We start from the raw sequence: 13,633 nt of genomic DNA, 5'->3' as shown, positions 1-13,633 counted from the left end.
GTAATCTATGTATTTAAGGTTAAGATTTCTTCATTTTCTTGGATATTGGCATTGAATTGTTTAAAAATTTGTAAAAGTACTGGATTCTTTTGCCCTGCACAAGTATGATATAAGAGTCGATTTCCGAGTAATACGAACACGGAGGGTTAGCATGGGGGATATATTGTCCAATGGATGGTCTAGTGCAGCTGGAACCAGCAGCATGATCTCAATGATTGTTTCTTTGCTCAGTGTTGTATTATCTTGGTGGGCATTGCAGAACCTTAAGCTGGATTTGGTCATAAGATATCCCAAGAGTCCTCAGGGAAGGCTGCTGCACTTGCTTCTGGCCATTGTACTTGGTCGTTTAGTTGCAGGATTCTTTCTGGATTACCTTAGCTGGAGTGGGATGATCCGCTATATGTTTTAGGAATATGTAGTTTGGTTATAAGTGTCATAGGTCGCAGTGGTCAAAAAGTGTCGAATAATAAGGTTTTATTATGTCAACACTGAACTTTAAGGAACATGCCCGGCTAAAAGGGCATATTGATGGAGTATGCGAATTTTTTTGCAATTACTTTTAATCTAAAAAATAATTTAAGAAATAATGGACGCGGAGGGAAACCGAAAATGAGCAAATTTATCGTCCGCGGTGGCAACAGATTGACCGGGAGCGTGAAAGTTAGCGGCGCAAAAAATTCCGTATTACCGATCATAGCCGCCTCTCTATTGGCAGAAGAAGGAGTAAGCGTCATTGTGGACGCACCTCCGCTTGATGATGTAATGACGATCTCAAAAATGCTGGAATCTTTGGGTGCAGGGGTTACATATCAAAACGATATTATCCAGGTGGATGCTACAAACATCACTTCCTGTGAAGCACCTTATGAATGGGTACGAAAAATGCGGGCGTCTTTTTTAGTCATGGGACCTCTGTTATCTCGGCTTGGTCAGACAAGAATTTCTTTGCCTGGCGGCTGCGCCATTGGCACACGACCGATAGATCAACATTTGAAAGGATTTGAAGCGCTTGGTGCGGAGATTAGTCTCGGCCAGGGCTACATTGAAGCGAAAAGTAACGGTCGCCTGCGCGGAGCTAAAGTGTATTTGGATGTGGCTAGCGTGGGAGCGACCGAAAATATAATGATGGCAGCAACACTAGCCGAAGGTGTGACCGTGATTGAGAATGCGGCCAAAGAACCTGAAATTGTAGACCTAGCCAACTATTTGAACGGCATGGGTGGAATCGTGCGCGGTGCAGGAACTGGTGTTATCCGTATTGAAGGTGTTGAACGCCTGCATGGCGTTAAGCATCATGTGATTCCTGACCGTATTGAAGCCGGCACCTATATGGCGGCTGCAGCAATTACAGGTGGCGATGTATATGTGGAAGGCGCAATCGCTGATCACTTGGGACCTGTCATTGCTAAAATGGAAGAGATGGGCGTAACCATTATTCCTGATGAGAACGGGGTTCGTGTAATTAGTGACAAACCTCTTAAAGCTGTTGATTTGAAGACTTTGCCGTATCCAGGCTTTCCAACGGATATGCAGTCACAAATGATGGCATTATTGCTGCGCTCTGAAGGTACTAGTGTCGTTACGGAAACTGTATTCGAGAACCGATTCATGCATGTGGACGAATTCCATAACATGAATGCTGAGATTAAGATCGAAGGTCGCTCAGCAATCGTTACAGGTAATGCACAATTGGTCGGAGCCAAAGTATGTGCTACGGATCTACGTGCGGGAGCTGCGCTTATTTTGGCAGGTCTGGTTGCTGAAGGTACTACTGAGGTAAGTGGAACTCATCATATTGACCGTGGATACGTACATTTGGCTGAGAAGCTGTCTGGACTAGGTGCGGAAATTTGGCGTATTTCCATGGAAGACACAGCTGTACAAACAGTGAAGGATGAAACTCTTAAACCAGAAGTCGCCAAGAGTGAATCGAATAAAAGCGAAGAAGTTAAACCTCGCTTTCAGGTTCAAGCAACTTGGGTATAATATCAGTCATTAGGTGAGATCAGGCTGCAGTGATGCGGCCTGGTCTTTTTTAATGTTAAGAATGTATCTCTAAATCCTCATCTAATGGGGATTTTTTTCGTTTGTATTTCTCAAACACGGGGCATAGTGATAGATACGAGAATGCTACTCTCTTTCTCTCAAATGTTGTTCTAGTAGTTGCTGTAAATTCATATCTATAAGAATCAACAGTGACTCACGGAAGGAGCCATAGAGATGAAAGATTTCCACTACTTTCGACGTAACAAGTCAACGCGCTGGCACTCGCGTCCCCTTGGTCCCCGGCTCAGGCGACTTGGTCCCGTCGCCTGGTTCGCAGCGCCTATCCTGGCGGCGCTGCTGATTCCACTGGTGGTTGTCCCGCTGCACCGGGGACAACCGACGCCTCCGGCTCTGCCGGCGGTTACGGCCGCACCGGCCGCACCCGCAGGGCCGGAGGCGGCTGCGCAGGAAGCGCCGCAGCCGAAGGTCTCCGTCTATTTGTCGCGTAGCGGACAAATAGAGACATTGCCGCTGGAGGAATACGTCAGCGGCGTGCTTGCGGCCGAGATGCCGGCCAGCTTTGAGCTTGAAGCGCTCAAAGCGCAGGCCGTAGCGGCCCGCACCTTTATCCTTCGCCGCCTGCTGGCTGGCGACAGGAGCGGCGTCCCCGTTCCGGGGGCGGATGTAACCGATACGGTAAGCCATCAGGCTTACGTATCTAAGGACACGCTGGAACGGGAGTGGAAGCTCGGCGGAAGAAGCGCCGATCTCGCTAAGCTTCAGCGCGCGGTCCTTGAGACGCGCGGTGTCATTATGACCTATAAAGGGCAGCCGATTACGGCCTCCTTTTTCGCCTCCAGTGGAGGATATACGGAGAACTCGGAAGAATACTGGAATGCGGCAATTCCCTATCTGCGCAGTGTGACGAGTCCTTGGGAGAAAGAGATTACGCCAAACTATGCGGTGACAACGACCTTCACCATTTCGGAAATACTTACTAGACTTGGGTTAAACGACAGCGTAATCCCTGCTTCCAAAGAAATGACCCATTCAGTCCCAACTAAGAAGATATCTACTTCTTCTGAATTGCCGGTAGAAGTGTTGTCTCTTACCACTGGACATCGGGTTAAAGAAATCTCTATCGGCGGTACTATTTTTACTGGAAGAGAAGTAAGAGAGAAGCTAGGGTTACGTTCCAGCCAATTCAGTTGGGGGCGAAAAGGGAACAAAATCTTTATAACTACCTTCGGAAATGGGCATGGTGTGGGAATGAGTCAGTGGGGAGCAAATGGAATGGCAAAGGAAGGCGGAACGGCTACTCAAATTCTCAAACACTATTACAGTGGTATCTCTTTTACGCAAATCTCAACTCTTCTGAAAAAATAACTTGAAAGATACGTATAAAAGATAGAAGCCCGGTAACACTGGTTACTGAGGTGATAACCATATGAATGAACAAGACAAAAACAAAACAAACCATGATGAATCTCTCAAAAAATCGCAGGGAGATTCAGGTGCTAAACCTTCTTCATGGAGCAAGATGTTATCTAAACGTTGGGTGTTCCCAGCAGTCTACACGGCGGCAGCGGCAATTATACTAACCTTGGTGTGGGTCTATCAGGATGCCGGCCAAAAGCCGCTGGACACCGCCGCCACAACACAGCAAGTAGGAGCTTCGACTAACGAAGCTGGTACTGCTAACAGTAATCCAGATGCCCTTGAAGTTCTTGCTTCAGCGGAAAGCTTGGCTTGGCCAGTAGCCAATCCAGGGGAAGTAGAAGTGGTCAAGCCGTACTATGATGAGAATGGTACAGAGGACAATCACGTTGCCGCCATGGTGCAGTATAACGACAAATTTATTCCTAATGTCGGTATTGATCTTGCCCGTGAAGACAACAACACATTCGACGTTAAAGCAGCGCTTAGCGGTGAAGTAACTAGAGTGGAAGATGTTGCGGTATTAGGTAAGGTAATTGAGATTACTCATCAAGGTAACATGAAGACCGTGTACCAAAGTCTTGGCGACACGAAAGTTAAAAAAGGCGATGTTGTGAAACAAGGGGATACTCTTGCAACAGCAGGTCGCAGTGAACTCGAGAAGGACCTCGGTAATCATGTACACTTTGAAGTGTATAAGGATGGTAACGTAGTTAATCCATCTGAGTTATTGCCAGGGCGATAAGAATAGCTATAGCGGGGGGCGAAAGCCCCCTATTTTTTTGTGAACAAGGCTCTTCTTAAGCTGCATGCTTATAAAGAGCCTTATTTTCTGCGAGAAACGGCTGCATGTTCTAAAGGACTAATAACGTTCCGGCTTGCGAATAACAAGGCTTCTTAGGTTGTCCATTAAATAAAATGAGCCCTCCCAGGCTTGTCATGTCTTGAAAGCGCGAATATATAAGCCCGCCCCTCATATAATGTACCAAACTATCCACAGTTGGGAGGCGGGAGCGTGCACGATTACATCAAGGAACGTACGATCAAAATCGGACGCTGCATCGTGGAAACCAGGCATACGGTCCGGACCATAGCCAAGGAATTTGGCGTTTCAAAGAGCACGGTGCACAAAGACTTGACTGAGCGTCTGCCAGAGATCAACCCTGATCTGGCTGATCAGGTGAAGCACATTCTTGAATATCACAAATCCATCCGACATCTTCGGGGGGGAGAAGCCACAAAAATTAAATATAAAAAAACGACGGGGAAAAAACGTGAGGTTGCTGTAGCATCAAAGCCATGAGATTTTCGGAAATTTAAGGAAATATTCAGTTTTAAAACATTGTGTACTTCCCCTAAAGTATGTTATTTTTAAATTTAGTACTAACTGCTGTTTTTTCAATTAAAATAACACTTTGGGGGCTCTTTCATTATGTTTAGCAAGGATATCGGAATCGACCTCGGCACGGCCAATGTGCTCATACATGTTAAGGGAAGGGGAGTCGTTCTGGATGAACCTTCCGTGGTCACACTTGAAAGTGATACGAAGAGAGTCCTTGCGGTGGGAGAACAGGCACGTCGCATGGTTGGACGTACACCTGGAAATATAACAACTATCCGTCCTTTACGGGATGGTGTCATTGCGGATTTTGAAATCACGGAAATGATGCTGAAGTATTTTATTGACCGTGTTGGCGGTCGTACCTGGTACTCACGGCCTCGCATTCTGATATGCGCCCCTACAAATATTACATCTGTGGAACAGAAGTCCATAAGGGAAGCGGCAGAACGTAGCGGGGCTAAGGAAGTGTTTATGGAAGAAGAGCCAAAGGCCGCTGCGATTGGAGCGGGAATGGACATTTATCAACCAAGTGGAAATATGGTCGTCGATATCGGTGGCGGAACGACGGATGTAGCCGTACTTTCTATGGGCGACGTCGTTACCGCTTCTTCGATTAAAGTCGCTGGAGACAAGTTCGACGAGGCCATTTTAAGATATATTAAACAAAAGTATAAATTGTTGATCGGTGAACGGACAGCAGAGGATATTAAGGTTACTATTGGTACGGTTCGACCTGGTTTGATGAAGTCCGAAATGGATATTCGCGGCCGGGACATGGTAAGCGGACTTCCCCAGACGCTCACTATTACGGCTGGTGAGGTAAAGGAAGCATTGTGGGATCCGGTTTCTTCTATTGTGGCTGCAGCTAAATCGGTACTGGAGCGTACACCACCAGAATTGTCTGCGGACATCATTGACCGGGGTGTTGTTCTTACTGGTGGAGGTGCTTTGCTTAACGGATTGGACGAGCTGCTCTCAGAAGAATTACATGTACCTGTCTGGGTTGCGGAAGACCCTATGCATTGTGTAGTAAAGGGAACAGGGATTATGCTGGACAATTTGGACAAGGTCGTTAAGAAAAAGTTCTAAGCAGCCGATATAAAAGGTAGCATTAGATTCGGAAGGAGACTACCTTCATGATAAGAGGATTATATACGGCCGCTGCAGGTATGGTTGCGCAGCAACGTAGACACGATACGGCAACACAGAACATTGCTAACTTAAATACAACGGGATATAAGCAGGTGGATAGTGTTAATCATGCTTTTCCGGATGTCTTGATCTCGGCTATGAGTAATGGCAATACCACGCCGGTTGGGCGCCTTAACACGGGGGTTTTTGCAGAACAGTCGATATCCCAATACTTACAGGGTGATTTAAGAGAGAGCGGCAAGTCTATGGATTTTGCTTTATCTACGGATTTGCAAGTCACGGACCCTGTGACGGGTCAGAATATATCTTTTGAAGGTTCGGGGAAATATGTAAGCCCTGATGGTGAGGTTATTTACCGTCCACAGGCTTTCTTTACAGTACAGGATGCTGAAGGCAATAACTTATTTACCCGAAATGGAAGTTTCTCAGTAAATGCAGCTACGGGAGAAGTGTTGAGCAGTGGAGGTTTCAAGGTTCTTGATTCCACTGGCAAGCCTCTTGTCTTGACAGGAAATCAGGACACCCTTAAAGTGGACGGGCAGGGGAATGTACTAAATCCAGAAACAGGACTTCCGACAGGGACCAAAATTGGTGTGAGTGTAGTTACAAAGCCGCAGGAGCTTGTGCGTGATGGTAAAGGTGTGTTTCACGCTGTTGATATAGCGGCGGCGGACATTCGTTACTCCAATGCAACTGATAACTTGCAGGTGCGTCAAGGATACTTAGAGGGCTCTAATGTTGACCCTACCCAGGTTACTGTAGATTTGAATGCTGCATACCGGGCTTATGAAGCAAACCAAAAGATCGTTCAATATTATGATAGCAGCTTGCAAAAGGCTGTAACTGAAGTCGGCAGGGTATAGGCACTACTTATGAACTGAGCTTTACAGGTAAAGCTTATAGGAGGTTTGATCTATGAACAACTCAACGATTAGTGCAGCAGTCTCCATGTCCAGCCTTCAGAAGCGGCTTGATATAATAGCGGATAATCTAGCCAATATGGATACAAATGGCTATAAGCGCAAGCAAGGCTCCTTTGAGGATGTGCTGACTCGTGTACAGCAGCAATCAGATGACTATGATCAGCCGGGCCGCGCTACACCGCTGGGTTTTAATATCGGTTTTGGGACTTATGTGCCTTCGATTACGACCAATTGGGAAGAAGGACCTCTTAAAGAAACCGGTAATCCAACCGATTTGGCGATTCAAGGTAATGGGCTTTTTGGAGTTCAGGTCAATGGAACTACAGCTTATACACGACAAGGTGACTTTCACTTTACTCCGGACACCACCGATGCAACGAAGATGGTCCTTGTAGATAATACGGGGAATCCGGTACTGAATACAACAGGTAATCCTTTAACGGTTCCTGTGGGCGTGAATGCGGCTATCGATGAATCTGGTCGTGTATTAACGAAACAGACTGAGAATGGACCTGTTCAGGTAGCGGGTACTATAATGATTGTAGAACCTAAGACACAGAATGCTTTAAAGGCAGTGGACGGAAATTTCTATATGCTTGCCGATGGAGTAACAGCACAGCAGGCTTTTGTTCAAAGAGCGGCAGGTGAGGCTTCTGGAATTGGAGTGCGCTCAGGGTGGCTGGAGCAGTCGAATGTCGACATGACCACAGAAATGACAGAAATGATGCAGATTCAACGTACGTATCAACTCGCAGCTCGGGCGCTTTCTTCCAGTGATCAGATGCTAGGTCTGGCCAATAACATGCGCGGGTAGAGGTGAAGGAATGGAACGTAAGAAAAAGGTGAAGTCGGAAGACAAACCCGAAGACAAGAAAGAGACGAAGCAGCGAGGATTATCAAAATGGACACTCATCCAGTGGATTCTTATTCCTTTGCTTCTCGTAGCTGCACTTGGAGGCGGGCTGGTCGTCGGTTACGTCGTCCTTGGCAAAAAAGAGTTTAGCGATGTTCTACAATGGAGCACATGGAGACATGTATATGATTTGGTTTTTGCTCCATAATTAAAGAGGATAATGACTCCCTTGTTGTATAAGGGAGTTTTCTTTTTTATACGGATAAATGTATAATGGTGGGGGGCCACGGGCAGCAAAAAGGGCCCTCTCCGCCATGCTGTCGCATCCGGTGGAGAAAGCCCCTTATCTTAACCTCCACTTCTGCAGGTGGTGAAGGATAGTTATAGTTTTTACCGAAGCTGCCTAAATTTATGCAGTTCGGCGAAGAATAAATGAAGTAACATCCGAAAGGAGTTTTGTTATAATGCTGGATATTAACCAAATTCAAGAAATCATCCCCCATCGGCCTCCATTTCTGCTGGTGGACAAAATCACAGAGATTGAAATGGGTAAACGAGCTGTAGGCATCAAAAATGTAACGATCAATGAACCTTTCTTCGCAGGTCATTTTCCAGGTTATCCGGTAATGCCGGGTGTATTGATTACAGAAGCGCTTGCCCAAGTTGGTGCAGTTGCTATTCTGGGGGTAGAAGCGAATCGCGGCCGAATTGGATTTTTAGCTGGGCTGGATGGATTCCGTTTCCGTGGTCAAGTTGTACCGGGAGATACGCTCACTCTTGAAGTGGAGATTACCCGCCTTAAGGGCAGTATTGGAAAAGGACAAGCTACTGCATCGGTTGATGGAAAAGTTGTTGCCTCTGGGGAAATTATGTTTGCTCTGAGCTAATATTAATTAGCAAAAATATATTATACATGGAGAAGGAGAGATTCTAAATGACTCAATTAAGCCCAAAAGCGGCAGAAACCTTATCTCGCTGGCTGGAGAACGCCTCTGTCGATGAGTCTACGAAGGCGGAGCTGCGTGCGCTGGAGAACGAACCACAGGAGCTTGAGGAACGATTTTATAGAGATCTAGAATTTGGTACAGGTGGTCTACGCGGTGTAATTGGTGCGGGTAGTAATCGTATCAATCGTTATACGGTAGGCAGAGCTACACAAGGTTTCGCTAATTATATTCTGGAAAAGCATACTGGAGAGGGAAGACCCTCTGTTGTTATCGCTCATGACTCCCGTCGATTCTCGCCAGAATTCACGCTTGAGGCTGCTCTAGTATTGGCTGCTAATGGCATTGAGGCTCATTTATTCACTTCTCTGCGTTCAACACCGCAACTCTCGTTCAGCGTGCGTCATTTGAAGGCAACGGGTGGTATTGTTATTACTGCAAGTCATAATCCGCCAGAATATAACGGGTATAAAGTTTATAATTCTGAAGGGGGACAGCTTGTTCCTGACGAAGCCGAAAAGGTCATTTCTTACATATTAGGGGTTGACACTTTTGATGGTGTGAAACGGATTTCCCAAGAAGAAGCGGAGCGCCAAGGTTTGCTGCACTGGCTTGGTGAGAAGGACGACGAAGCGTTTACCGATACTGTTGCTGCGGTTAGTCTTGCAAGTGAAGAGATTGCCTCCACGCTTGGTAAAGACTTCAAAATCGTATACACCCCGCTACATGGTACTGGTAATCTGCCAGTTCGTCGTGTGCTTGAGAAAATTGGGTTCACACAGGTGCATGTAGTACCTGAGCAAGAGCAACCAGATTCCGAATTTTCTACTGTGAAATCGCCGAACCCAGAGGAGCGCGAAGCCTTTACACTGGCTATGAAGCTGGGCGAAGAGTTGAATGCGGATCTCTTAATTGGTACGGATCCCGATGCAGACCGTATGGGTGCAGTGGTTCGCGACAATGAAGGTAAATTTGTTGTTTTGTCGGGCAATCAATCTGGAGCTCTGATGATTCATTATTATTTGAGCCGTTTACAGGAACAAGGTAAGTTGCCTAGCAATGGTGCAGTTGTGAAGACTATCGTGACGAGCGAGATGGGGGCTGCTGTAGCTTCTCATTATGGTGCAACTGTATTTAATACGCTAACGGGCTTCAAATATATTGGCGAAAAAATGACTCAATTCGAACAATCCGGAGATTACACATATCTTTTCGGTTATGAAGAAAGCTATGGTTATCTTGCAGGTAACTATGCTCGTGATAAGGACGCCGTTCTTGCGGCTATGTTGATCGCTGAAGCAGGTGCTTATTACAAAGCTCAAGGCAAAACATTATATGATGTTCTTCAGGAATTGTATGAGCAGTTCGGATACTTCTTGGAAAGCCTGGAGTCCCGTACCTTAAAGGGTAAGGATGGCGTTGCGCAAATTCAAGGTATTATGAATGATTGGCGTACGAATGCGCCACAAGAAATTGCCGGATCTGCCGTTACAGAGGTGCTGGATTATTCACTAGGCTTGAATGGTCTGCCGAAGGAAAATGTATTGAAATATTTGCTCGCTGACGGTTCATGGTTCTGCTTGCGTCCTTCCGGTACCGAACCAAAGATTAAAGTTTATTTTGCGGTTGTGGGTGAATCCTTGCAGAATGCTAAAGACAAGGTAGCTACACTATCCAAACAGGTTATGGCCCGTGTTGACGGGGAACAATAAAATAAGAATATAGAGCGCATTCTATATTGTGAAATTATATTTTTTGCATAGAAACGGGTACCGTCTCTAAAAGGATGACGATCCGTTTCTACTTTTGTAAAAAGAGTTTTAAAGTGAAAGAGGAGGTACTTTTGGTGCAGCAAAAATGGCAACGTTGGAATATTTCTTCCCGAAAGTGGCTGTGGATTATAGTTGTGGTTGGCGTTTTAGCTGCCCTGCCTGTTGTCTATGACCGTCTGCAGACGGAGAAGTCTTCCAAGACAGTGGAATTTGTATTTGATTATCGTGATTTAGTTGAAGTCGCCAGCTATCGTGCAAATCCGCAGAATTATATTTCTGAACAATTAGATCGCCTAAAAGATGCTGGTGTTCAGAGCATGGCGATTTACGAAAGCACGCTGGAAGATTATCGTAAGGCGCGTCGTCTAATGATGTGGGGTGCGGCTGATATCGCTAATCTTACGGATACAATCATTCCGGAGAATGAGAATTATACTTATGTTCTTTTTACTAATCCTGATTACTACCAGGCTCTGGCGCCTGTTATTAAAGAGGCATTCGGTAATCTTGGGATTACTTCAAAGGAATGGAGTTTCCGCGGACAACAAGGTCTTATTATTGAGACTCCAATAGAAGATGCTACACTGAAGCCACTTCAGCCAGATCCATTTACACTGGAGATGCTGCATGACAAAGGGTTCACCATTGTACCGCGTCTTGTGGATTCTTTGACTTATAATAAAGCAACGGTTGAGAAGCTGTTGGATCGTTATGAAGAATTGGGTGTAAAACGAATCCTATTCGAAGGAGAGTCCGTTAAAGGGTTTAATGATGATGCCGATACTGGCAGTATCACTGACTTTGCAAACCTCCTTAAAGAACGTGGAATCGGAATTGCAGCGATTGAAAATATTAAGAAACAGCAGAAGGGCTTTAACAAGCTTGCTTATTTGCTGGACTATAACGTAACACGGTTATATTCCCTTAGTGAAGGTGATTCTGCCTTAGATCCAAAAGTGATCTCGGATCGTTTCGCTTTGGCAACAAAGGATCGTAATATCCGCATGATTTATTTAAATACGATTCCTTCACGGAATACAGCTAAGGCACAGATAACAGATACGCTGGACAACCTTGTCACGAGTCTTAGTGATCCTGGTGGTGCCGTTGAGCAGATCAAAGACAATGGGTTTAAGTTAGGACAAGCTACGGCTTTTGAGGTTGTAGATTCGTCTTATCAGCGTTACTTCAAGCTAGTTGCAGTAGTTGGCGCAGTCTCGTTAGTGGCGCTGCTGATTTCTTACTTTATTCCTTGGCTTACGATCCCAGCATGGGTGCTAGGATTACTGGGAAGTGCAGGCCTGCTGGTATTGAAACCAGAGCTGTTTGAGCAGGCACTGGCGCTAGCGGCCGCGATAAGTGCACCAACTCTTGCGGTTGTACTTGCCATTCGTAAGGTCAATGAAATGGGGCCTCCTTTACGGGGCAATAACCTTACCTATAAGGCTATGAGCCCGCAACGTCGGTTCACACATAGCCTGGTGCTTTATCTGAAGACCTCATTAATTTCTTTGAGTGCTGTGCCATTCGTGATCGCACTGCTCAACAATATAACCTACAGTTTAGTGCTGGACCAGTTCCGTGGTGTTAGTCTACTGCACATGGCACCTATCGGCCTTGTGGCACTATATGTACTTTTATACCGTGGAGAGTTTGTTTTCAACAAAACAGGCAAGCTGCTTCGGACACCTATTACACTGGCTTGGGTTATTGCCGCTGCGGTTCTTGGGGTAGTGGGGATGTATTATTTGAGCCGAACTGGAAATGGTGGCAACGTAACACCTTTAGAAATGGCCTTCCGTACATTCCTAGAGAATACGGTCGGTGTCCGGCCACGTAACAAAGAATTTTTACTGGCTCACCCACTCTTAATTTTGGGTGCATTCCTAGCCTTTAGATACCGGAGTGCAGCATTTATTATGATTATTGCCGTAATCGGTCAGCTCTCCATGGTGGATACCTTTGCACATATTCATTCACCTGTTCTGATCTCGCTGGTTCGCGGATTGCTCGGTCTTGGTCTCGGACTGATCATTGGTATAATTGCCGTAATCGTATGGCAGATTGCAGAAGGGTGTTGGAAACGATGGTCGCCACTCCTAAAAAGATAGTTATCTCTGGTTACTATGGTTTTCGTAACAGTGGAGATGAGGCGGTATTGCAGTCTATACTAATTGCACTGCAGAAACAGTCTCAAGCTTTGGGTATATCCATTGAGCCTATCGTGCTATCCATTGATCCTGAGTGGACAAGCGCCACATATGGAGTGAAATCCGTACACCGGATGAAGCTTGTTGAAGTCCGCCAAGCTATTTATGAGAGCGCTGGTCTGATCAGTGGCGGGGGCAGCTTGCTGCAGGATGTAACAGGCAGTAAGAGTATTCCTTACTATTTAGGTATTATTAAGCTTGCGCAGTGGATGGGTAGACCAACTTTTATCTATGCTCAAGGTATCGGACCTGTGAATCGCAAACTTTTTCACCCGTTAATCAAATCCGTGTTTCGTAAATGTAACTATATATCTGTGCGGGATGAACAATCCCGCGAACTTCTCCTATCTATGGGACTAGAGCAGAAGAACGTAGAAGTTGTTCCCGATCCGGTAATGGGCTTGTCTTTGCCAGAGGACACGGATGTTGCTACACGATCTTTAGAATTATCTGATTCACTTCCGGTGATTGGGATATCGGTACGTTTTTGGGAGCAAGACCGCAGAGAACTGGAGGCTCTTGCACAAGGCTTGATTAAGGCCAACCGTGAGGTTCCGTTACATTTGCGATTCCTCCCTTTTCACACCCCATCGGACAATGAGGCTTCACGTTATCTGATGGATAAGCTGAAGGGAAGCATAACCGAACATGGTGGGCAGGTCAGTATTTGTGAGGATGCTATTCACCCGCAACAGATGCTACGGGAAGTGGGAGAATGCGATGTTCTGATCGGTATGCGACTTCATAGCTTGATATACGCGGCTGGAAGACGTGTTCCACTGATAGGTATTTCTTATGATCCGAAGATCGATCATTTTCTGGAAAGAATCCAGTGCCATCCTGTTGGAGCAACAAACACACTTGATGCTGAACATGTTGCTGCCGAGATTGTCCATCTTTTGAACACAGGTCAGGAATGGAAAACAGAACGGAAAGATGTCATTTCCAAGTTGATTCAAGAAGCAGGGGCACCAGCTCGGCAAATTGTAGAATATTTTCACCATAAAGGATGAT

General features: G+C 45.9%; 13 protein-coding genes. All 13 read left to right on the top strand.

What is annotated here, in order from left to right:
- Window positions 1-151: 151 nt before the first annotated feature.
- The 13 genes from NSU15_RS28645 (at window position 152) to csaB (ending at window position 13,632) form a co-directional block, all read left to right on the top strand.
- Window positions 152-409, top strand: coding sequence for a DUF1146 family protein (locus NSU15_RS28645; RefSeq protein ID WP_042131364.1), 258 nt, complete (start codon window positions 152-154; stop codon window positions 407-409).
- Between the two features lie 200 nt (window positions 410-609).
- Window positions 610-1,986: a UDP-N-acetylglucosamine 1-carboxyvinyltransferase gene (gene murA, locus NSU15_RS28640; RefSeq protein WP_076119185.1), complete on the top strand. Its 1,377-nt coding sequence runs from the start codon at window positions 610-612 to the stop codon at window positions 1,984-1,986.
- A 234-nt stretch (window positions 1,987-2,220) separates the two neighbouring features.
- Complete coding sequence (gene spoIID / locus NSU15_RS28635; protein WP_339288381.1) at window positions 2,221-3,372, top strand: stage II sporulation protein D; 1,152 nt, start codon at window positions 2,221-2,223, stop codon at window positions 3,370-3,372.
- Between the two features lie 61 nt (window positions 3,373-3,433).
- Window positions 3,434-4,168 (top strand): M23 family metallopeptidase, encoded by a 735-nt coding sequence (locus NSU15_RS28630; RefSeq protein WP_339288380.1) that lies wholly within the window; start codon window positions 3,434-3,436, stop codon window positions 4,166-4,168.
- Between the two features lie 270 nt (window positions 4,169-4,438).
- Entirely contained in the window at window positions 4,439-4,726 is a 288-nt protein-coding gene (spoIIID, locus tag NSU15_RS28625; RefSeq protein WP_019915029.1) for a sporulation transcriptional regulator SpoIIID, read from the top strand.
- Between the two features lie 129 nt (window positions 4,727-4,855).
- Window positions 4,856-5,854, top strand: a complete 999-nt coding sequence (locus NSU15_RS28620) for a rod shape-determining protein (protein ID WP_042131361.1) — start codon at window positions 4,856-4,858, stop codon at window positions 5,852-5,854.
- A 47-nt stretch (window positions 5,855-5,901) separates the two neighbouring features.
- Window positions 5,902-6,780 (top strand): flagellar hook-basal body protein, encoded by an 879-nt coding sequence (locus NSU15_RS28615; RefSeq protein ID WP_339288379.1) that lies wholly within the window; start codon window positions 5,902-5,904, stop codon window positions 6,778-6,780.
- A gap of 52 nt (window positions 6,781-6,832) precedes the next feature.
- On the top strand, window positions 6,833-7,654 hold the full coding sequence (locus NSU15_RS28610; RefSeq protein WP_339288377.1) for a flagellar hook-basal body protein: 822 nt from the start codon (window positions 6,833-6,835) through the stop codon (window positions 7,652-7,654).
- A 10-nt stretch (window positions 7,655-7,664) separates the two neighbouring features.
- Window positions 7,665-7,901, top strand: coding sequence for a DNA-directed RNA polymerase subunit beta (locus NSU15_RS28605; RefSeq protein WP_042131358.1), 237 nt, complete (start codon window positions 7,665-7,667; stop codon window positions 7,899-7,901).
- Window positions 7,902-8,157: 256 nt separating this feature from the next.
- On the top strand, window positions 8,158-8,580 hold the full coding sequence (fabZ, locus tag NSU15_RS28600) for a 3-hydroxyacyl-ACP dehydratase FabZ (protein ID WP_042131357.1): 423 nt from the start codon (window positions 8,158-8,160) through the stop codon (window positions 8,578-8,580).
- Window positions 8,581-8,627: 47 nt separating this feature from the next.
- Entirely contained in the window at window positions 8,628-10,349 is a 1,722-nt protein-coding gene (locus tag NSU15_RS28595) for a phospho-sugar mutase (RefSeq protein ID WP_042131356.1), read from the top strand.
- Window positions 10,350-10,483: 134 nt separating this feature from the next.
- Window positions 10,484-12,520 (top strand): DUF5693 family protein, encoded by a 2,037-nt coding sequence (locus tag NSU15_RS28590; protein ID WP_076119046.1) that lies wholly within the window; start codon window positions 10,484-10,486, stop codon window positions 12,518-12,520.
- Window positions 12,496-13,632, top strand: a complete 1,137-nt coding sequence (gene csaB / locus NSU15_RS28585; RefSeq protein ID WP_076119048.1) for a polysaccharide pyruvyl transferase CsaB — start codon at window positions 12,496-12,498, stop codon at window positions 13,630-13,632. Before NSU15_RS28590 ends, csaB begins: the two co-directional genes overlap by 25 nt.
- Window position 13,633: the final 1 nt, after the last annotated feature.

Origin of the sequence: Paenibacillus sp. FSL E2-0201 (assembly GCF_037963325.1) — a bacterium.
Lineage (GTDB): Bacteria > Bacillota > Bacilli > Paenibacillales > Paenibacillaceae > Paenibacillus_AQ.
Note: the sequence above shows the minus strand (reverse complement) of the source record. Positions and strands in the feature narration are given on the sequence as shown.